We start from the raw sequence: 20370 nt of genomic DNA, 5'->3' as shown, positions 1-20370 counted from the left end.
TGCCATGCTCCGCTTTCTTTTGCGTTTGCGGCTGGTTGACGGCTCATCTCTTCCAGCTTCAGTGGATGTTAACCGGGATACAGTATCTGCGGTTGCTGAGGAGGAAGGTGACTGCATGGTTTGTTTGAAGGTCCTCCCTGTTTCCAATTGGAGAATCGTTTGAGGATGACAACAATAGAGTACGACCTTGTCAGTCCGGTAAAGTTCCGGGCAACCGGTATCAGAGAAGCCTGACCTGTTTTGTCAGGCAGCCTGGCTGTGGGATGTGTTACTGGATAGCGCACCGCTGCAGCTACTCCAGATGAATACACGTCAACTGCCACAACCTGAAAACTGACGTATTCATAATTTCTGAAAACATAAGAGAGCCAGCAGCAACTTTCACTGCTAAGAAAAATCACTATCACCACCCTGAAAGTTCTGACTATCTTGCCAAATCATGATGTGTCAAAAGCTATCTTCTCTGCTTTAGCACCATGGGCAATGGCTTTAAACAAACTGTCCCAGCTATCAATCACTAACGTGGGAAAGAAGCCGATGATTTTCCTTCATAATCGCTTTCGTGTAGGCTTCCCTGGCTTATTTAAAGCCTGTTGGAATTTTGGACAAGACAGTTCCTGGATCAGATCAACCAGGAATGCCAGAAAAGTAAGGTAGGTAAAATTCGTAGCCAGATGTTTTTCGCCATGACCGTAATTGTGTTCAAGTTGATAGCCTTGATTTTTCAGGGCGTTAAACGTTTCATTTTCAATGCGCCATCTACAACGTCCTCCTCGCATCATGGATTCAACGGTATCATCGGTTACCCAGCACCAGAAATGCTGATTCCCTTTTTTGTCGATTTCAATGTAATCCAGAACATTAACCCGCTCTGTTTCATCCTGAAGATTGAGGGGAACGTTATTGGCGTAGCGGAATTTATGAGTCGTGTTCCTCATCAACGATTTTTTGATGATGAACAAGGCCTTCGTCATAAAGGGCATTCATAGCCTCAATAAGCGACTCATGGTTACCAACCCTGGCCACGATGATAAAGTGCCAGCCTTATTCTCTGGTCAGAGAAATGGCAGGGTTGTCCGCATATAGGCCATCTAGGAGGCTGACCGAGAATAGCGCCCGTAGCGAGGATTGCGAGAAATTGAGGATAAAAATTTCTGATTCTGAGGAGAATAGCGGGGCTATTTGACGAAGAAGCAGGAATTTTTAGACCAATTTATCGCAACCGCAGTAGGGCAGTCTATTCTCGGTCAGCCTCCTAGCAGAATCACTAGTGCAGAAAAGCGTTAATAACCGTACACCCCGTTCATCCTGAGGCTCTATGTTTCCTGTCAACATAATTTTCAACAAGCTCAGCACGAACGGTATGGGTATCAACGCTTAGCTGCACCAGTTTCAAGCGTGGATGGTCGTGTTTTGTCTGCGTCAGAAAACGTCTTATTGCCGCTTTTTCACCATCATTTTTTGTGGAACCAATGGTATCGTGCCATTGGTTCCCGCATCAGGCTGGTGAGTTTACCGTTTCCCGAGTCGACGCAGATTGGCTGATCGCCAGAAGGACAGTGGCTTTTGCTCTGCCAGTATATTGCGCATACCGGTTTTGCCATTTTCCAGATTGGATACGGAATAGGCGGTACTGGCAAGGTCGTGATAGACCGTAGGCTGTGACATCATGGCGGGTAATTCATAGGCCATTTTCAGGTGAGCGGTACTCACTCTCCATAACTCCCCGCGGCTATCATAGGCTTCCATAATGGCACCCGCCCAACTGTCTTCGTCAATATACATACGGCGCTTGCTGTATAAATGCCGGGTGCCTTCTTTCAGGTTGCCTTCAATAACCCAGACACGATGCAGCTCCCAACGGGTATAGTCAGGATTCAGGTGGTTAGGCGTCAGCAACACATCATCCGGAAGGTCTTTACTGGCAAGGGCATAGTTGTTGTAGGGAATATACATTTCCTGCTTGCCAACGATCTGCCAGTCAAAACGGTCGGGAGAGCCATTATAAAGATCGATTTCATCCGTGAGTATAAAACCGGAAGGCGTATCATAAGCGGTGGTGGGCGCTTTCTTGACCCGGCGCTGTCCTGGCAGATAAATCCAGGCTTTCCTGGGTTCTGCCACCTGATCAACGGTCTCTTTAACCAGGGTCAGCTCACCGGCATCACGGACAGGTGTTATCTGTTCCCTCAGGTAGAAATAAAGGGTGTTGTCCAACTCCTCTGCGGTTACGTCCGGATCGTAATACTTGAAGTAAACGTCATAATTTGACACCTCACGCTTGCGTTGTCCGGAGGGCTGGACCATGACTGCCTCATTGACGCCCTCTGCGCTAATGCCCTGCCACCGGGTAATATGATTCCAGATGATTTCATTGGCATTTTGCGGGATAGGGAAAGGTGTTCCGGCAACCGCGCCGGTAAAACCATTGCCACTGTTGGCCAGCTCGGCACTGGTGGCGTTTTTCAGCGTATTGTTGATGATCCGTTCCGGTGCCGTAAACGTTCGGTGGGTTTTATACACCGGAATACGGAAAGTATCCGGATAGGCTTCAAACAGGGCAATAACACCATTGCTGAGCTTGTCCTGATATTCCTTATAGTTTTTCGCGGTAATTTCGAACAGTGGTTTTTCATTGGCGAATGGGTCGGCCCGTGTCACTCTTTTCGGGTCGTAACCGCCGTCAACGGCCACCAGATCACCGGTCCAGGCTGGAATGGTGCCCTCTTTATTGCCCGCCCTTTCGGCACCAAAGGGTGTGAGTTCATTTTTGAGCCGCATGGCTTCCTCAGCACTGACCGCCGCCAGCGATGAGCTGGATAGCGCCAGGCCGACTGCGGTTGCTACCGCTGAAAATAAGGTTCTTGTTTTCATTCGTTCACCTCATTATTTTTGTTATTTTTTAAAATGGCTTCGTCAGGATTACCATAACGAAGCCCTTTATTTTTTCCGGTGATTAAAAGGAGTACGCCACACTAAAGGCGACATTGTCCCGGTCTCTCTGGGCGCTTTGGCTGTTCCAGGCGTTATAGCTCAGTTCGGCGGAGATATTGCTGCCGTAGTCTGCTGTAACCTTGGCACTGTAGCTGATGGCTCCCTGATCGTCTCCATGGAGCTTATCATTGAGCGTCAATGATGGGGATAAATCCAACCCGGGCAGTACGTTGTCGTATGAGCCGCTCAGAACCAGCGTGTACTCATAAGAGTTTTTGCTTAAGTTGGAAAAGTTGGCCACATCGGTAATGCTGCCGGGAATGATTTTACCGGAAACCTCTGAGATAAGGTTGACATCGTCGGCACCAAGGTTTGGCCCGAAATTGTGGGTGGCGTTGACCGTCCAGGTGTATAGCTCGTCACGCCGGTAAAGGTTGGCCTTGCTGCCTGCGCCAACGGTTCCTACGGCACCCAGGTCTGTAGTGCCCGTTGTCCCTCCACCTGTCAGAGCACTGTTAGTCAGGGTTGCAAATTCTGCCCGATTGGTAGAAAACGGCATATTAGGGCGATAGGTGACTTCCATGCCAATACTGGTTTCACCGATATTACCGGACAGGCTTAAGCCGTAGAGACGGATATCTTCAGGGTATGCAAGATCATAGTAGGTGTCGTTGAGGTAATGCAGTCCGTCTGCCAGAGCTATTAGCGTTGTGTTAGACCCACCTATACCAGCTTGACACAACGCTGCATATTGACCTGTTGCGGGACTTCCGCCAAGAACTCCCGGTGCTTGAGAGGAACAACCAGCCTGATCTCCAGTTTCGAGAGCCGCATAAGGAGCACGACTGTGATAGTTCATAAAGAACAACGAAGCTTCTACTTCAGAAAATTCATAACGCAGCGCGAGTCCAAACTGACCGTCATCTGAAGCATCGATTTTCTGCCCCTGTCTGGCAATAGGTAAAATCCGATCAGTGCCATTCAAGCCGGGGATTGAAATATTAGCCGGTACCGGAAGTGAATTCCTAAAATCTTCAATAACCCCCAAAGACCCATCACCAAACAGATCCTCCGTACTCATATAAGCCCCATTGGGTATCAACTCATGGGATTCCCACTCAAACTTATAAAAGGCTTCCATACTGAGATTGTCAGTAATTCCCGCCTGCACATACGCCATATTCACCGGCAATGTATGGTTACGCAGTTCTGCCCCCGGAAGGCGCAGCCCGGCAATATCGTAAGGGTTGGCAGAGTTTATACCGCTGGTAAAGAACAGGGCTTCACCCCAGTTAATCACCTGACGGCCCAGTCGGAAAGACAGCGGCTGGTCAGCAACATAACCATCCCAATAGGCATAGGCATCAAGAAGCCTTGCGCCTGAGGCTGAGTCTTTAAGATCTTTAGAAAACCTGGTTTCGCTGCCGGAGTTGGAATAAATATTGCCATCTCCGGTCGGGTCTTTATCTTTCAGTTGGCTGTCATACCAGGCGTTGGCCCGCAAAAACAGACCGTAATCATCCTTGCTCACTTCCAGGTCTGAGGTAATGCTGAGGATGTTCGAAACCAACCCGGTATCAAAATTATAATTACCGTCATTGGTATTGATATTGAGGTTGTCATCATCCCTGTCTTCTACTCGCCACATGGTGCTGTATTTCAACTGGGTATCCAGCGCGATATTGACATCGTTATCGGTGGTCCAGCTGACGGCCTGACTGACGCCCGGCACGGTGCCCAGAATAGCCAGTGTGAGCAGATAAGTTGATTTTTTCAGTCCAACAGGCCGTTCCATCTGCCCGGAAGCACGGTGATTTTTTTGCATGCTGCTAAGGTCTCCTGCCCCTTCTTGCCGCTACTGCTTTCAGTAGTCGGTTTCAGGTTTTTGTTGTTTTGGTTTTTTTGCGATCCCTTAACCTGCTGAAATGCACTTCCATGGAGACGACTGCATCAGTTCAGTTAAAGGTTCAGGGGTTCTTGTCAGGGTGTTTGGGCCCGGTTATACCGGTCGTTTCCTTCCCTGTAGAAAGTGTTGACGTTTATCCGTAGAGAGTATTGAGAAGTAGTAAGAGTCATCATTGGTACCATTTTTTTTATTATTGAATTCTTGTATCAAAGATTTCAGTACTTTCTGATCTTGGCTTGAGGATATAGTGGTGATCAATATACAGTACTGCATAGCGAAATGCGAGTTCGATTTTTATTTTATCTCAAGCCTGATAGCCCGGAGGAGTTTCAGACACCGGTAGCTTCAATATCCCGCACCACATGAACCAGCTGAGGCCCCAGTGACTGCATGATCATCTCATCGGAGATAAGGTATTTCGGGCCACCGCAGTTGATTGCCATAACCCGGCCGTCCAGAAGTTTGAGAGGGACGGCAACGGCATTAACATCTTTGCTCCAGTCGCCAAGGGATGTACAGAAGCCTTTTTCCTGATACTCATCAATAGCCTTGCTGATGCTTTCTTGCCAGGCTGGCCAGTGATCACCTGAGTGCTGCTCCATCAGTGACAGAATCTGATGTCTTTCGTCGTCTGACAGACCAGCCAGAAAGGCGCGTCCGGAGGATGATGTCGCCAGTGGCAATCTTGAGCCAACATCCATACGCAGAGCCTGAGTTTTTTCGTTGCGACAATTTTCAACGTAAATCATCGACAGACGCTCGCGGATGGTCAGCCCTACAGAGACATTGGCTTGAGTGGCCATTTTTTCCATATAAGGCTTGGCAATTTTACGCACGTTGAGATTGGAGGTGTAGGCGTAACCCAGTGCCAGCACACCGACGTCCAGTTGATATTTTTCCAGGTGCTTCGAGTAGGTGAGATAGCCCAGCTGGGTCAATGTGTAAGTCAAACGGGAGATGGTTGGTTTGGGAAGCCCGGTAATTCTGGCAAGGTCCTGATTGCCGAGAACGCCGCCCTGTTGACTGAAAGCCCGCAGCAAATCCAGGCCACGTGCCAGCGCTTCAACGAATTTCCTGTCTTTCTCGACCCCTTTCTCTCTTGGCAGGTCAATAATTTCATTCATATGCGGTGTGTCTTCTATTATGTACGCTCTACAAGGGGCAATACCATTCCCTGCAGATTAAAGGCCATTATCAATACTGGTTAAAGGATTAACTATTTATAACATAGGTAAATCAGAAGTATCGGGTAAATCTCCGGGGGTTGCCGGTTAACCCATCTATTGTTGCTTCGCACTCCTGCTGTTCCAGAACGCGGTTATCAACCCGGCGGCGATGACTAACAGAATTCCTGTCAGTGCAAACCCGTCTGGAATATGGCTCCAGATCAGCCAGCCCATAATTCCTGAAAATACAACTCCGGAGTAGTTTATTGGAGCCACGATTACGGCACTGGCAAGCGTCAACGCCCGGGTATAACACCACATGGTCAACGAGATAGAACCACCAATATAGAGTAAATAGGGCAGTGTCCAGTAAGGAATAGGCTGCCAGTCAAGGATGGCTAACGGGATGCTGCAGAGAAACGATATCAAAAAATAGTAAGACAAAATCACATGGGTCGATTCAGTGCCTGAAAGGACCCGGGTGCTCACCATGGAAAGCGCCAGAAACACGCCAGACAGCAACCCGACGATATGCCAGTATTCAATGCCTTCTGCGTCCGGTCGCAAGATCAGCAGAATACCCAGGAAGCCAACAATAATAGGCAGCCACTGCCCCCCCGGAATGGTTATTTTTATCCACGCCCAGACAAATAATGGCACAAATAACGGTGCTGTGTTACGCAGCAGAGAGGCGTCCACCAGGGGGATATGTTGAATCGCCAGGTAGTAGGTAAAAAAACACAGCCAGCCGGAAATTCCCCGGACAGCATGGATAACCGGGTGTTTTGTATACCAGTTGCGAAGAGGGTGTTTCAACAGCAAAGGGATAAGAATAAGCAGGCAGATGCCGTACTGAAACAAAACAACTATAGAGATGGGAACTGCATCGGCTACCACCTTGGTGGCAACACCTGCGGTAGTGGATGCCAGTGCTGAGAGCAGGGCAAAGATTATCCCTTTCAGAGTGGCATATTGGTCATTCATATTGGATGGTTAACTGCCTTGTGCCTGCCAATTTTTCCATGGGTTGACTGGTAATCTTTTGGCTGGTCGTTTTTACACGACATAAAATGTTTGTCTTAAAACAAAAAATTGATGTCGTATAATATTAAGTTTTCTGAAAATACCATAACAGCCTGGGAATAACCCAGGCATCTATGAAGATTATAACTGCAAAGTCAGGCCTGCTCTTTTTCCCATTGAGCCAGGCTTTTATTGTCCGTTGCCAATTCTTTCAGCAGTGTAGATGGTGTCCAGTTCTGCTGGCCGAACTGTTCGCCAAACTGGCAAATTCTGGCGTAGACTTTTTTCAGGCCCCGGTTCTCGGCAAACGCCATCGGGCCGCCGCGATAGGCTGGAAAGCCGTAGCCAAAGATATAAACCACGTCGATATCGCTGGAGCGCTGGGCAATACCTTCTTCCAGAATGTTAAAGCCTTCATTGATCAGCGCCAGGGTCAGTCGGTCAAGAATTTCGTCGTCGCTGATCTCTCTTCGAACGACACCCTGTTTTGTGGCTTCTTCTTCGATTACCCGAATGATGGTTTCATCAGAACTCCGGGCCCGTGAAGCGGGATCATACTGATAGTAACCGGCCCCGGTTTTTTGCCCCAGCCTGCCCATTGCCACCAGTCGGTCAGCAATGCAGTAGGATTTGGGATCGCCTTTTTCCTCGTCGGACAATCCCTGGCGGGCCTTATAACCGATGTCGATACCGGCCAGATCACCAACAGCCAGTGGCCCCATGGCCATGCCCCAGTTCTCCATAACCCGGTCGATCTGTTCCGGGGTTGCCCCTTCGATCAGGCATAATTGCGCTTCTCTGGCATAGGGGCGCAGCATCCGGTTGCCAATAAAGCCGTAACAGACACGGGAAAGTACCGGCACCTTGTTAATCTGTTTGGCAATGTCCATGGCGGTTGCCAGAACCTCGTCGGAGGTCTTGTCGCCCCGCACCACCTCCAGCAATTTCATTACATTTGCCGGGCTGAAGAAGTGCAGTCCAATCACGTCTTGTGGACGACGGGTAACGGCGGCTATGGCATCGATATCCTGATAGGAGGTGTTGGAGGCAAGAATAGCGCCGGGCTTGCACACGGCATCAAGCTGTTTGAAAACGGTTTGTTTGATGGCAAGATCTTCAAATACCGCCTCGATCACCAGGTCCACTTCCGCCAGGTCGTCATAAGAGGTTGTGCCACGGATCATCCCGAGCCTTTTTTCTGCTTCGGCCCCGGAGAGCTTGCCTTTATTAACGGTTATACCGTAGTTGCTGGCAATAATATCCTTACCACGTTGCAGGGCTTGTTCATCAATCTCCAGAAGAGTGACGGGTATACCTGCATTGGCAAAGTTCATGGCGATCCCGCCACCCATGGTGCCACCACCGATAATGCCCACCGATTGAATCGCTTTAGCCCGGGTTTCTTTCGACAGGCCATTAATTTTTGCAGCCTTGCGCTCGGCAAAAAACAGGTGTCGTAATCCCTGTGACTCAGACGACAGAAGACACTCAACGAACAGTTTCCGTTCAAGCTCCAGCCCCTTGTTGATGGGCTGGTTAACGGCAGCTTCAACACAGGCGACGATTTTTTGTGGCGCAATCTGCCCCCGGGCACGTTTGGCCAGCCTGGCCCGGTAGGCATCAAACAGGCCCGGCTCTATTTGGGCAGGGGCAATGGTTATTTCGCCCACCCGCCGGACTTCCGGTTTGTCAGCCAGCAGGGTGTTGGCAAACTCGATGGCACCGGTCAGCAGGTCGCCCTCAACCAATGCATCGAGCAGCCCGATACTTTGCGCCCTGGCCGCTTTCATGGGCTGACCTGACGTTATCAGATCCAGTGCGTTTTTTACCCCGGCCAGACGGGGAGCCCGCTGTGTGCCCCCTGCGCCAGGCAGCAAACCCAGTTTGACTTCCGGTAGACCTACTTTGGCAGAAGGAACTGCAATGCGGTAATGACAGGCCAGGGCGACTTCAAATCCGCCACCAAGCGCTGTGCCATGGATGGCGGCAATCACCGGTTTGGCCGATGCCTCAATCAAATTGACCACATCCGGCAGCGATGGCTCCATGGGCATTTTGCCAAACTCGGAAATATCGGCACCGGCCATAAAGGTGCGCCCTGTGCAGATGATAATTAACAGTTCTGAGTCATCGTGCTGAGCCTTCTCAATGGTGCCTTTCAGGCCTTCACGTACAGGCTGGGAAAGGGCGTTGACCGGTGGGTTATTGATGGTGATAACACCAATTTTGTTCTGCAAATCATAGGTGACAGTCATAATTTCATTCTTATTGTGATAAAAAACGTAAGTGCATCAAACTCTCTCGATGACTACCGCAATGCCCTGGCCGATACCGATACACATGGTCGCCAAAGCGTACCGCCCGCCCGTGCGTTCCAATTGACGCAGCGCACTGAGCACGATTCTTGCGCCACTGGCACCCAGCGGGTGGCCAATGGCGATGGCACCACCATTGGGGTTGACACGGGAATCGTTGAAATCAATCTCCAGAAGCTTCAGGCAGCCCAGTGCCTGGGTTGCGAAGGCTTCGTTAAATTCCAGCACATCCATATCGGCTAAGGTCAGCCCTGCTCTTGCCAGGGCTTTGCGTGACGCTGGCACCGGACCAAGCCCCATGACCCGTGGCTCAACACCGGCAATCGCACCGGCAAGAATCCGTGCGCGGGGCCTGATACCGGCCTTCTCCCCGGCCTGTTGGCTGCCAATGATCAGTGCTGATGCACCGTCGTTTATACCGGAAGCATTACCTGCACTAACCACACCACCCTGAAACAGGGGGCGCAAATTTTGCAGTGCCTGTATCTCTGTACCAGGGCGTGGATGTTCATCAATACTAACGACAACTGGCGGCTTCTTGCGTCCTTGCGGTGCTTCTACCGGAATGATTTCATCGACAAAATAACCGGCTGAGCGGGCGGCTTCATATTTAGCCTGTGACGCAGCTGCAAAAATATCACTCTCTTCACGGCTGATGCCAAGGTCGGAGGCAATGTTGTCAGCGGTTTCCGGCATGCTGTGGCCGCCAAACTGATCGACAATTTTCGGATTGGTGAATCGGGCTCCCATGGTGGTATCAGCCAATACCTGACCACGGTCAAACGCTGATGCTGCCTTGGAGAGCACCATCGGGGCCCGGCTCATGGATTCAACGCCGCAGGCAATGAATAACTCACCCTCATTGCAGCGAACAGCCCTGGCGGCATCCAGTGTTGAGGCCAGGCTTGAACCACACAATCGGTTAACCGTAATGCCACCGGTTGCCATGGGAAGGCCAGCCAGCAAACCGGCAAAGCGGGCAACATTCCGGCTGTCTTCACCGGCCTGGTTGGTGCTGCCTGCGATAACGTCTTCGTATTGATTCAGGTCGAAAGCATTGCGCTGAATGAGAGCCTTGATAATGTCACCCAACAGGTCATCCGGACGGATAGAGGAGAGCGCCCCGCCGTGTCGGCCGAAAGGACTACGACCACCGTCGTAGATATAGGCATCGGACATGTTATCATTTCCTTCTTATTGTTCTGCTATGCGGAATTTGATTTTAAATATATTGATTTTGATTTTGTTAATCAATACCGGGTTTTATCAATTTTCAGTGACTGCTGACGTTGAGCCGTTTTAAGTTGTGGGTCTTGAATTGCTCGGTGGATACCTTTCCAGGGTGGGGATATCCCATAACTTATGCCATTTGAGCTTGTTTCAGAATCCCCTGTAGTGAAAGTCCGTAACGGGATAGCAATCGGTCTGATTGGTGAAAGATTGACATATAGTTATAATCAAATTTTTCTTTAGACTCCCTCAGGATAATATGACGACTTCTCTTTCCGGAACTGCAAAGACAGAATTTAACAAGCTGCAAAAAAGGTTGCGCCGCCACGCAGGTCAGGCTATTGAAGAGTTCAATATGATCGAGGATGGCGACAAAGTGATGGTCTGTTTATCCGGTGGCGCTGATAGCTACACGATGCTTCATATTTTGCAGAGTCTCCAGAAAAGTGCACCGATAACCTTTGATTTAGTGGCGGTGAATCTGGATCAGAAACAACCGGGCTTTCCTGAGCATATTCTGCCGGAATACCTTGATGGCCTGAATGTTCCTTATCATATTATCAACAGGGACACCTATTCGGTGGTTAAGTCGAAGATACCGGAGGGTAAAACAACCTGTGGTTTATGCTCGCGCTTGCGCCGTGGCACTTTGTACGCCTTTGCCGAAGATATCGGCGCAACCAAAATTGCCCTTGGCCACCATAAGGATGACATTGTAGAGACCATGTTTCTTAATATGTTTTATGGCTCCCGGATGGCCGCCATGCCACCCAAGTTACTATCAGACGATGGGCGGAACGTGGTGATTCGCCCTTTGGCTTATTGCCGTGAGAAGGATATCAAACGATTCGCTGAACAAATGGCATTCCCGATTATTCCATGCAACCTGTGTGGCTCACAAAAGAACCTGCAGCGTCAGAATATCAAAGCCATGCTGGCTGAGTGGGAAAAAAAGAACCCGAGCAGGATCGAGTCAATTTTTACGGCTATGCAGAATATAGCGCCATCCCAGATGGCTGATACTGAGCTGTTCAATTTTAAGGATCTTAAAATGGATCGTTCTGGCGAGCGCAAGTCCTATGAGCATGAGGACAATCAAACGATCTTTTCAGGGAATATTCCTGATCCAATGGATACCGATAATGACATGGTAAAAATTATTAGTATTTAATCCCCCGTCAGCCATTGTCCGGGAGGCTGTGCAGCCTGACTATGCGAGCGTTCAATTCAGATCAGATTGCGAAGGTGCGCCAATAGCAGTCAGGACAGCTTCTCCGCTGCCGTTCAGGAACCAGTCCACAATTTTTCTGTCAATAGTGTTTGTTCATGAAATCACCGGTTGTTCATGAAATCAACCGGGCACACGGTGGCCTGAATACTGATGGAAAATTCAATTTCTCCAGTTTCCAACCCGACAAGGCAACCATTAAACGATGTCTGTCCGATTTGTCTGGTTGGATTGTTTGGACACAACAGGGTAATGATTACCCCTTGCCGCCATCGCTATCACGAGCAATGTCTGACCCCCTGGCTTGACAGCAGACAGTTGTCCAGACGAACTTGCCCGGTCTGTCTTGATTGTGCAGTGCCACTGATGCGAGAGGGTGGGGCGAAGCTCTATGAGCGCTCAGCGTACAGCGAGTCAATGCCCCTGAGTTGCTGTCGCTCCGGAAACCTGGCACAGCTTCAGCAGTTGCTGAGCCTGGACCCGAGTGTTGTCTTTGCCCTGTTTCGTACCGGTGACACAGGCCATCATGTCCGTCTGCTGTATATGGCCGCCAGCAGTGGGCAAATTGGTTGCGTCAGGGCTTTGGTGGCAGCGGGGGCGGCGCTGGATGTCGTGGCCATCCATGACGGCATGACCGCACTGCACCTTGCCCTGGTCAATGGCCACCTTGATGTGGTTAATTTTCTGATTCAGTCCGGTGCGGGTCTCAACATGGCTAACCGGGATGGTAATGCAGCCCTTCACCTGGCCGCCAGGCTGGAAGACGGTAAGTTTGCCGAAGCATTGGTTCTGGGAGGGGCAAACCCTGCCATCAGGGACAGCGATGACCGAACGCCACTGCATATTGCTGCCCTGGAAGGTCGTTGTGAGTGTGTCAGGATACTGGCCCGGAATCCGGGCATTATTGATACCGTGGACAGCCGTGGCAGAACCCCTCTGATTCTGGCGACCAAGGCCGGCCACAGGGCGGTTATGGATATTCTCATCAGCAATGGGTGTAACATGGCCATAGCCAGCCGCCATGGCCGGGTGGCAGTTCACCATGCAGCCACCGGTGGTCATGGCCAATGCCTGCAATTACTGGCCGATAAAGGTGCGGACCTTGACGCAGTGACCCCCGTTGGCAGAACGGCGATACATTACGCGGCCCTGCGAAACCACAGCGAGTGTCTGGAAATCCTGATTGATAACAGAGCCAGTGCTGAGGCGTTTGTCAATTGTGGCTGGAATGCCCTGCACCTTGCTGCTTATCATGGGCACCTTGAAAGCGTGCAAACCCTGATCCGCAGGGGTGCCAATATCCAGGCCTTTACCAACGGCGATAGCGTTGTGACAGCGCTGCACATAGCCACCAGACGCAACCATCTTGAGTGCGTCAGGGCCATCGTTGAGGCTAACGTGGATTTTTCGGCAAGGGACTCGGCTGGCAACACGGTGTTACACGACGCCGTCATCAACGGCAGGTATGTGTGCCTGCGTCTGTTTATTCGCTCCGGTGCCGATCCTGACATGACCAACGCTGAGGGTAAGACCGCACTGCATCTGGCTGTGCTTAAACACCGTTGCAATAGCCTGAAAGCCCTGATCCAGGCGGGTGCTCAGCTTGATATTAAAGACAATTCCGGTTGCACGGCCATGCACTATGCCGTTGATATGTCCTTTATTCATTTCTCCTTTGATGCTTCCCTCAGCCTGCTGATCCGGGCGAAAGCGGACCTGAATATTCCCGATCACAACGGCAATACCGTTCTGCATATGGCGGCATTCAATGGCAACCTGAAAGTTGTCAGGATGCTGTTGAATGCCGGGGCAGATCATCGGGTGAGAAACGCACGTGGCAGGACTCCCCTGGTACTTGCCAGACAGCTCAATCACACATCCTGCATAGCGTGGCTGAAACGACTGCCTTATGTGTTGTAATGCCTGGTTATCCACCACTCAGCCTGTTCACATCAAACTCATTGAATTGATGTACCAGGTGGGAAAATGTTTTTCCGGATTGAAACTGAATATTACGTTTACGGTATCAATGATCTACTATTTGAATTCATGATTTTGGAAAGAATCAGTACGCCGCAGGTTTTTAATTAATACCTTATCCGTTTTTGTGAGTGGGGATAAGGTTCGTCGGCGTTGTTTTATGGTAAAGAGTGACCTTTTGATACAACCATTCTTTATAGAATAAACAGCAGGATTCTACAGTATTTGTGTGCAGGGGTAGCAAAATGACAGATCATGATAAGTGGCAGAAATGGTTGATGGCTCGCAGGGATGAGCTGAATACGCGTCTGGGTAAAATTAAAAAGGATGCTTCCCGAAAAAACAGTGCAGACTGGTCTGAGCAGGCGCAGGAACGGGAGAATGATGAGGTTATTGATGCACTGGGTAACGAGGCGGTGATTGAACTGGGTAAAATTAACCGCGCCCTTGATCGTATAAATGAGGGCGATTACGGTTTCTGCCTGTCCTGCGGTAAGGAAATTCCGGTTCAGCGCCTTGAGGTCATGCCTTATGCTGACCTTTGTGTTCAATGTGCTGAGGCTAAGGGGTTATAGGGGAGCATCATCAAGCGTTAAGGGAGCAGCCAGACTGAATCCTGTCATGCCGGTTTGGCAGCAGCCTGGTTAAAGTACGTTGACTCCTCTGTGGAGCAGCCTGATTCAATAATCATCTTTTGATAGCTTTCGCAGAAGCTCTGGATTGTTCCGGGGTTTCTGCTGTGGAAGTGCTTTTGCCATAACCTGGCCATGGCCGTGATATCGTCTTTATCAATATCTTCGATCTGAATACCGCAGCGGTGATAGATAAGCCAGGCAATGGCGGTGGCGTAAACCAGGTTGGTCGCCAGTTCATGATGGGGATGGGAAAGAAACTCCCGCTGGCTGGCCAGTCCCCGAACTTTGCTGGATAAGTCAGCGTTTGGGGCCAGGAACAGGTCCCAGATATTGCGGTGCATGCGAGGAGAAATCTGATAAATACCGAGTGCCTGGTGATTGGCCTGTTTCAGATGAAAACCAAGCCCGGACTCTCTGGCTGCGGTACCAAGCAGCAGGTTCTCAGCAGTTGGGCTCCACATGCCCAGATGCTTGAGTGCGGGGCGAACAACATAGTGCCTTAGTTCCTTGGCGCATATTCCCATTTGCAAAGTCCTTTTTCCGGGTCGGACCCGGTTCGTGCGTCCTGTAACTGCGGGCGGGGCTCTCAGATCCAGACATTAACTTTGGATCTAAGAGACATATCGTATCATCCCTGAAATTCTGAACTGAGGGTGGTTTTACTCACCGGCAAAATTGCACAGGGCATAGGTTGGAATGCCCGCCGCATTGAGTCTGTCAGCACCCTTGAGGTCTGGCAGATTGATGATAGCTGCAGCTTCCAGTGTGTTGGCACCTGCTTGTCGGATCAGCTGATCGGCAGCCAGCAGTGTGCCTCCGGTGGCGATAAGGTCATCCATCAGCAGAATTTTTTCACCGGCCTTAATGGTGTCTTCATGCATTTCCAGTACGGCCTTGCCATATTCAAGGTCATACTCGACATTGAGGGTTTTGCCGGGCAGTTTGCCTTTCTTGCGAAACAGTACCAGCGGCTTGTTCATGATATAGGACAGTGTCGAGCCAAGCAGGAAACCGCGGGCATCAAGAGCGCCAATGCGATCAAAAGTCTGGTTCTCATAACGCTGAACCATGACATCCACGGCCTTACGCCAGGCTTCCGGGTTTTCAAACAGTGTGGTGATATCCCGAAACAGGATGCCTTCATGGGGCCAGTCCGCGATGGTTCTGATTTGTGTTCGCAGATATTCCTGAACGGATGAACATTCGTTTGTATGCATGGGAGAGTGCATGCCGCTATCAGTCAATGGATAAAAAGGAAGAAGCCCCCTCATAGGGTAGCTTCTTTAGAGGATAAAGTCAGGGATCGGTAGCAATCGGGTTGGGTTCCAGGGTTTTTCCCCCGGCCAGGGCACAGAGTTCAACCGAGTTGCGAATTTCGATTTCCTTGCCCACGGCGGAGATCAGGCCGTTTTTCTGGAATCGGGTAAATACACGACTAACCGTTTCTACCGCCAGGCCCAGGTAGTTCCCCATCTCATTTCTCGACATGGACAGTCGGAACGACTGGGAAGAAAAGCCCCGGCGACGAAAACGGCTGGCCAGGTTAATCAGGAATGTGGCAATGCGTTCATCGGCGTTTTTCTTGGACAGCAGCATCATCATTTGCTGGTCTTCACGGATACGTTTGCTCATCAGGCGCATCAGATGTCGGCGAAGTTCCGGGAATTGATCGGAAAGGGTTTCCAGTTGCTCAAAAGGAATCTCGCAGATCATGGTGGTTTCCATCGCCTGGGCCGACACCGGATAGGTGTCCGTATCCATACCGCTCAGGCCAAGAATTTCGCTGGGCAGGTAAAATCCGGTGATTTGTTCCTCACCTTCATTGGTCGCTGTGTAGGTTTTGAGAGCCCCTGAGCGAACAGCAAAGACACTGGTAAAGGGGTCACCTTCCAGAAACAGGTGTTCGCCTTTTTTCAAAGGACGCCCACGCTTGATAATGTGATCCAGCTGATCGATATCCTTAATGCTCAGTGCCAGTGGCAGGCACAGTGAGCTGAGGCTGCAGTCTCTGCAGGCCACATGGCTCGGCTGTCGGACGTTGGGCTTTGACGTCATTGAGAGGCCTCAAAGTCGTATTGGCGAAATTCGACACTGTTTATGGAAACCAGGTTTACGGAAAACCAAGTGTATGAAAAGTACTACCGGAGTGTAAATCAGGTATGTACGCAACCGGGCAGACCTAAAGTAGGGGTTTGGTGCTGCTTCAGCAATGCGTCATAAACTGCGGTTGTTCCGGTGGGCTTTCATCTGCCGTGTCGTCTATCCAGCTCAGAGATGACCCTGACAATAGTATGGTCATGGCTCCTGGTGGTTGTGTGTCTTTATCCCAGGAAAATCAATCTGACATTGTCTTATGTCACAGGATTAAATTTTCTTTCGTGGTATTTGACTGACCTGGCAGATTTTGCACTTATGCCTTAAGTAAATCAATGTGAGAGTGATGACAAATAGTAGTCGGTTTCAGTTTTTTTCTGATAGGCAGCCTCCTGGCAGAGAGTTTTCAGCACTGTGCGTGATGATCAGGCAGTTTCGGTGGTGGCAGGAGAGAGCTCCAGAGCTTTGTTATCGCTCCGGAGTGTACAGCTATTCAGATAACCTTTGAGTAGAGAGGCTTTTCTTTCATCTCAGGTTGATTGAGGTAGTGGTCGAACTGCATGCAGATGTTACGGATCAGCAGCGTTCCCTTCGGCAGTACTTCCAGCAAACCATCGCTATTGAGACTGACCAGGCCGTCTGCCCTCATCGGCTCCAGCCTTGCCAGCTCATCCCGGAAGTAGTCTCTGAATTGAATACCAAACTGCGCTTCAATATCGCTGAAGTTCAATTTGAAGTGGCAGATCAGCCGGGTAATCACTGCCTGGCGGACTTTGTCATCATCCGTCATCTTCAGGCCGCGTACCATTGGCAACTGCTGTTCATTGATCATTGAGTAATACTGGGCTTCATCGGTGCTGTTCTGAACATAAGTGTCGCCTACCTGGCTGATGGCAGACACACCCATGCCGATCAGGTCGCAGTGGCCATGGGTGGTATAACCCTGGAAATTCCGGTGCAGCGTGCCTTCTTCCCGGGCAATGGCCAGTTCATCGTCTGGCAGGGCAAAGTGATCCATACCGATGTAGATGTAGCCCTGATCCAGCAGCTTTTCCGTGGCCTGATGGAGAATGTCCAGCTTCATTTCCGGCGCAGGCAGATCCTGCTCATTGATTCGGCGCTGTGGCTTGAAGCGGTGGGGCAGGTGGGCGTAGTTAAACAGGGATAGCCTGTCCGGAGCCATATCAACCACTCGATCAATGGTTTCCATAAAACTGTTGGTGGTCTGGAAAGGCAGGCCGTATATCAGGTCCATATGTACCGAGCGGAATGCCATGACCCTGGAAGCATCAAGAATGGATTGAATCATGCTTTCAGGTTGTACCCGGTTAACGGCTTGCTGCACTTTGGGGTTCAGGTCCTGAACGCCCATGCTGATCCGGTTGAAGCCGAGGTCCCTCAGGGTGCCCATCATGGGCCAGTCTACTTCCCTGGGATCCAGTTCAATGGAGTAGTCTGCGGTATCGCTTTGGGTCAGTTGGAAGTGCTGGCGGATATGGCCCATCAGATCCGTCATCTGATCTCTGCTCAGAAAGGTCGGTGTGCCACCGCCAAAGTGGAGTTGTTCAACCCGCTGTTCCTGACTGTAGAGTGCTGCCTGCATCTCTATTTCACGAAACAGGTATTCCAGATAACTATTGGCGCGCCCACGGTGTTTGGTCACAATTTTATTGCAGGCGCAGTAATAACAGACATGGGAGCAGAACGGGATATGAAAGTAGAGTGACAGGGGCTTGATGGCCCTGGCACTGGACTGGGCATTGTGATGATATTTCTCAATATCAAAGCTGCCATCAAACTGCACCGCCGTGGGATAGGAGGTATAACGCGGGCCTGAGTGGTTGTATCGGTGAATCAGGTCTTTATCCCAAACTGGTGCAGTATTCATTATTGCTCTCGGTAATCTTCATGTCTTATTAGTCAGTGTGTTCGCCTTCTGGCCGGTCTTTTGGTGCCGGAAAGGTTAAGGCAAAAACAGTCTGTATTACGTCATGATGTTTTTGGCTAGTTTAGAGAGATTTTCAAGGTTGTTCTTTGATCGGTGTCAATAGGTAAGAACCGAACCGGTATGCCTTTATGGTTCGTCTTTGGGGCCTGTAATGAGGATTGTGTCCAACGTGGCGTGAAGCTGTTGAGGTCGGCTATTGTATCTGCCATCTGGTTATTAATCGAGCAAATAATGCTTTGGCTGGCAGGGTTGTGCTGAAAAGGGGCTGATTGACAGTGATTGGTGGGTTCATTGAATGTGCTATTTTTGCTGCTAGATCATAAAAATTCACAAATATGTCCTGGTCACTGATCAGACAGGAGGAGTCATTATGGGTGCGGACATACATATGTATGCTGAATTCAGAAATAGTGCCGGGCAATGGGAAGAAATCCCGGGTTACGAACCTTTTTCAGATCGCAATCGTCATGTCTTTTCATTTTTTTCCGAGGGTTTTGTCAGAAGCGATTATGACTGGGGCTTCTGGCATGTTACTCCGTATCCCATTATTGACGAGGCTCGCGGGCTGCCCGGAGATGTCAGTCTTTCCATCAAGGCCAAGTCTGATGAATGGGGAACGGGTGGATCTGGTCACTCCTGGCTGTCTGTTGATGAATTGGTTTCTTACGACTATAACAAGCCTTTAAGAGAAAGGGGTGTTGATGTTCCCGAAGAGTTTGTCAAGCTTACGATCAGGAAATCGTTGGGGGAAAAGTATTTTTTGGAGTTGGCTGAGTTGCAGAAGCAAAAAGCGGAGCGCCTCGTCTTTTGGTTTGATTTCTGATTCATAAAGAGCCTCCTAGTACATGGTTTCAATGAGTTTGACGGGTTGTCGTGCCTCCGCACTCCGTTCGTCCTGAGCTTGTCGAAGGGCGGAAACTCCGGACTCTGATAGATCGTGCCAAGCACCCTTCGACTCCGCTCAGGGTGAACGAAGATCGTACACGTCAAACTCATTGAAACCATGTACTAGGAGGCAGAACTTTTTTTTCCTTTTATCACATATGGTGATGGTGCAGCATGGACATCAACCACCTCTGGTGTGCGCCAGGCATAGACCACAAGCCAAAAAGGATAATCAGCAACCCCGCCAGGTTGCGGGTGATACTGGCTTGGATAATGCTGCTGAGCTGTCTTGAGAACGCACCAAGCAGGAACACTGAGGGTATGGTGCCGATACCAAATGAAGCCATTAACAGCGCACCCTGTACCGGGTGTCCCTGGCTGGCGCTCCAGGCCAGGGTGCTATAAACCAGGCCGCAGGGTAACCACCCCCAGAGCATGCCAATAGCGAGGGCATTGGGAAAATTTTTGATGGGCAGCAGTGCTTTGGCCCTGGGCTGGATATGTTGCCAGAGTTTATGTCCGATCTTTTCCAGATGTGTCAGACCACGCCACCAACCGGTCAGATAAAGCCCCATGGCGATCAGCATAATGGCCGCTAAATAGCGCAGTCCCACCTTGACTTCCGGGCTGATACCGCCCAGGTACCAGCCAATGCTGGCCAGAAGGAGACCAGCGATGGCGTAGCTGGTAATCCGTCCGAGATGATAGGTCAGCATCAGCCAGAAGATCTGTGCACGGGACTTGCCTGCCAGAGAGAGGCTAAGGGCGGAAGTAATGCCGCCACACATGCCGATACAGTGGGCACTGCCCAGTATGCCCAGGGTTAATGCGGAAAGTAACGTGGGAACTTCATTCATGGTCATGTGAATTAGCTTTCGGTATCTGTTGAGGCTCATCAAAAAGAATGCTGTGAGCTGGCCCTTCAAGGTCGTCAAACTGACCGTCGTCTACTGCCCAGAAGAAGAGTTTGATCGCTACAGCGATCAGGATCAGGGCCAGAGGGATCAGAATAATCAGGCTTTCCAT

17 protein-coding genes are annotated in these 20370 nt (G+C 50.3%); 4 read left to right on the top strand and 13 right to left on the bottom strand.

The features are described 5' to 3' along the window. Positions 1 to 548 precede the first annotated feature (548 nt). The 7 genes from J7438_RS21085 to J7438_RS21055 all read right to left on the bottom strand — a co-directional run bounded on the left by J7438_RS21085 (position 549) and on the right by J7438_RS21055 (position 10523). Positions 549 to 974 (bottom strand): hypothetical protein, encoded by a 426-nt coding sequence (locus J7438_RS21085; protein ID WP_209278106.1) that lies wholly within the window; start codon positions 972 to 974, stop codon positions 549 to 551. Positions 975 to 1512: 538 nt separating this feature from the next. Next, positions 1513 to 2874 (bottom strand): DUF1329 domain-containing protein, encoded by a 1362-nt coding sequence (locus J7438_RS21080; RefSeq protein ID WP_209278105.1) that lies wholly within the window; start codon positions 2872 to 2874, stop codon positions 1513 to 1515. A gap of 82 nt (positions 2875 to 2956) precedes the next feature. Beyond that, on the bottom strand, positions 2957 to 4759 hold the full coding sequence (locus J7438_RS21075) for a DUF1302 domain-containing protein (protein ID WP_209278104.1): 1803 nt from the start codon (positions 4757 to 4759) through the stop codon (positions 2957 to 2959). Positions 4760 to 5169: 410 nt separating this feature from the next. Beyond that, complete coding sequence (locus tag J7438_RS21070; RefSeq protein WP_209201133.1) at positions 5170 to 5964, bottom strand: IclR family transcriptional regulator; 795 nt, start codon at positions 5962 to 5964, stop codon at positions 5170 to 5172. Between the two features lie 156 nt (positions 5965 to 6120). Then, entirely contained in the window at positions 6121 to 6990 is an 870-nt protein-coding gene (locus J7438_RS21065) for a DMT family transporter (RefSeq protein ID WP_209278103.1), read from the bottom strand. A 194-nt stretch (positions 6991 to 7184) separates the two neighbouring features. Further along, on the bottom strand, positions 7185 to 9284 hold the full coding sequence (locus J7438_RS21060; protein WP_209278102.1) for a 3-hydroxyacyl-CoA dehydrogenase NAD-binding domain-containing protein: 2100 nt from the start codon (positions 9282 to 9284) through the stop codon (positions 7185 to 7187). A 36-nt stretch (positions 9285 to 9320) separates the two neighbouring features. Beyond that, a complete protein-coding gene (locus J7438_RS21055) occupies positions 9321 to 10523 on the bottom strand; it encodes a 3-oxoadipyl-CoA thiolase (RefSeq protein WP_209278101.1) in 1203 nt (400 codons plus the stop codon). A gap of 310 nt (positions 10524 to 10833) precedes the next feature. On the opposite strand from J7438_RS21055, the gene ttcA reads away from it, so the two are divergent. The 3 genes from ttcA (at position 10834) to J7438_RS21040 (ending at position 14357) form a co-directional block, all read left to right on the top strand. Next, on the top strand, positions 10834 to 11745 hold the full coding sequence (gene ttcA, locus J7438_RS21050; protein WP_209201137.1) for a tRNA 2-thiocytidine(32) synthetase TtcA: 912 nt from the start codon (positions 10834 to 10836) through the stop codon (positions 11743 to 11745). A 210-nt stretch (positions 11746 to 11955) separates the two neighbouring features. Further along, positions 11956 to 13722, top strand: a complete 1767-nt coding sequence (locus tag J7438_RS21045; RefSeq protein WP_209278100.1) for an ankyrin repeat domain-containing protein — start codon at positions 11956 to 11958, stop codon at positions 13720 to 13722. Positions 13723 to 14027: 305 nt separating this feature from the next. Further along, positions 14028 to 14357: a TraR/DksA family transcriptional regulator gene (locus J7438_RS21040; RefSeq protein WP_101748834.1), complete on the top strand. Its 330-nt coding sequence runs from the start codon at positions 14028 to 14030 to the stop codon at positions 14355 to 14357. A 44-nt stretch (positions 14358 to 14401) separates the two neighbouring features. Here the strand turns inward: J7438_RS21040 and J7438_RS21035 are convergent, their stop codons facing one another. From J7438_RS21035 to hemN, 4 genes are all read right to left on the bottom strand, one after another. Next, positions 14402 to 14941: a hypothetical protein gene (locus J7438_RS21035; protein WP_209278099.1), complete on the bottom strand. Its 540-nt coding sequence runs from the start codon at positions 14939 to 14941 to the stop codon at positions 14402 to 14404. Positions 14942 to 15076: 135 nt separating this feature from the next. Beyond that, on the bottom strand, positions 15077 to 15634 hold the full coding sequence (locus J7438_RS21030; RefSeq protein ID WP_209201140.1) for an adenine phosphoribosyltransferase: 558 nt from the start codon (positions 15632 to 15634) through the stop codon (positions 15077 to 15079). Between the two features lie 79 nt (positions 15635 to 15713). Beyond that, the gene (gene fnr, locus J7438_RS21025; protein WP_209201141.1) at positions 15714 to 16472 is read right to left on the bottom strand and encodes a fumarate/nitrate reduction transcriptional regulator Fnr; all 759 of its coding nucleotides are present in this window, start codon (positions 16470 to 16472) and stop codon (positions 15714 to 15716) included. Positions 16473 to 17004: 532 nt separating this feature from the next. Beyond that, positions 17005 to 18399 (bottom strand): oxygen-independent coproporphyrinogen III oxidase, encoded by a 1395-nt coding sequence (hemN, locus tag J7438_RS21020; protein WP_209278098.1) that lies wholly within the window; start codon positions 18397 to 18399, stop codon positions 17005 to 17007. A gap of 430 nt (positions 18400 to 18829) precedes the next feature. Between hemN and J7438_RS21015 the strand changes: the two genes are divergently transcribed. Next, positions 18830 to 19282: a hypothetical protein gene (locus J7438_RS21015; protein WP_209278097.1), complete on the top strand. Its 453-nt coding sequence runs from the start codon at positions 18830 to 18832 to the stop codon at positions 19280 to 19282. 214 nt (positions 19283 to 19496) lie between these two features. Here the strand turns inward: J7438_RS21015 and J7438_RS21010 are convergent, their stop codons facing one another. Together J7438_RS21010 and ccoS are read right to left on the bottom strand one after the other, a co-directional pair. Beyond that, on the bottom strand, positions 19497 to 20201 hold the full coding sequence (locus J7438_RS21010) for a sulfite exporter TauE/SafE family protein (protein ID WP_209278096.1): 705 nt from the start codon (positions 20199 to 20201) through the stop codon (positions 19497 to 19499). Beyond that, the gene (gene ccoS, locus J7438_RS21005; protein ID WP_209201145.1) at positions 20194 to 20370 is read right to left on the bottom strand and encodes a cbb3-type cytochrome oxidase assembly protein CcoS; all 177 of its coding nucleotides are present in this window, start codon (positions 20368 to 20370) and stop codon (positions 20194 to 20196) included. Before ccoS ends, J7438_RS21010 begins: the two co-directional genes overlap by 8 nt.

Origin of the sequence: Thalassotalea sp. G20_0 (genome assembly GCF_017744175.1) — a bacterium.
Taxonomy (GTDB): domain Bacteria; phylum Pseudomonadota; class Gammaproteobacteria; order Pseudomonadales; family Endozoicomonadaceae; genus Endozoicomonas.
Note: the sequence above shows the minus strand (reverse complement) of the source record. Positions and strands in the feature narration are given on the sequence as shown.

Coding starts and splice junctions, on each gene's coding strand:
- J7438_RS21015 (WP_209278097.1), top strand. CDS start 18,830: ATGGGTGCGGACATACATATGTATGCTGAATTCAGAAATAGTGCCGGG.
- hemN (WP_209278098.1), bottom strand. CDS start 18,399: ATGAATACTGCACCAGTTTGGGATAAAGACCTGATTCACCGATACAAC.
- J7438_RS21035 (WP_209278099.1), bottom strand. CDS start 14,941: ATGGGAATATGCGCCAAGGAACTAAGGCACTATGTTGTTCGCCCCGCA.
- ttcA (WP_209201137.1), top strand. CDS start 10,834: ATGACGACTTCTCTTTCCGGAACTGCAAAGACAGAATTTAACAAGCTG.
- J7438_RS21075 (WP_209278104.1), bottom strand. CDS start 4,759: ATGCAAAAAAATCACCGTGCTTCCGGGCAGATGGAACGGCCTGTTGGA.
- J7438_RS21060 (WP_209278102.1), bottom strand. CDS start 9,284: ATGACTGTCACCTATGATTTGCAGAACAAAATTGGTGTTATCACCATC.
- J7438_RS21080 (WP_209278105.1), bottom strand. CDS start 2,874: ATGAAAACAAGAACCTTATTTTCAGCGGTAGCAACCGCAGTCGGCCTG.
- J7438_RS21030 (WP_209201140.1), bottom strand. CDS start 15,634: ATGCATACAAACGAATGTTCATCCGTTCAGGAATATCTGCGAACACAA.
- J7438_RS21070 (WP_209201133.1), bottom strand. CDS start 5,964: ATGAATGAAATTATTGACCTGCCAAGAGAGAAAGGGGTCGAGAAAGAC.
- J7438_RS21065 (WP_209278103.1), bottom strand. CDS start 6,990: ATGAATGACCAATATGCCACTCTGAAAGGGATAATCTTTGCCCTGCTC.
- J7438_RS21055 (WP_209278101.1), bottom strand. CDS start 10,523: ATGTCCGATGCCTATATCTACGACGGTGGTCGTAGTCCTTTCGGCCGA.
- J7438_RS21040 (WP_101748834.1), top strand. CDS start 14,028: ATGACAGATCATGATAAGTGGCAGAAATGGTTGATGGCTCGCAGGGAT.
- J7438_RS21010 (WP_209278096.1), bottom strand. CDS start 20,201: ATGAATGAAGTTCCCACGTTACTTTCCGCATTAACCCTGGGCATACTG.
- fnr (WP_209201141.1), bottom strand. CDS start 16,472: ATGACGTCAAAGCCCAACGTCCGACAGCCGAGCCATGTGGCCTGCAGA.
- ccoS (WP_209201145.1), bottom strand. CDS start 20,370: ATGGAAAGCCTGATTATTCTGATCCCTCTGGCCCTGATCCTGATCGCT.
- J7438_RS21045 (WP_209278100.1), top strand. CDS start 11,956: ATGGAAAATTCAATTTCTCCAGTTTCCAACCCGACAAGGCAACCATTA.
- J7438_RS21085 (WP_209278106.1), bottom strand. CDS start 974: ATGACGAAGGCCTTGTTCATCATCAAAAAATCGTTGATGAGGAACACG.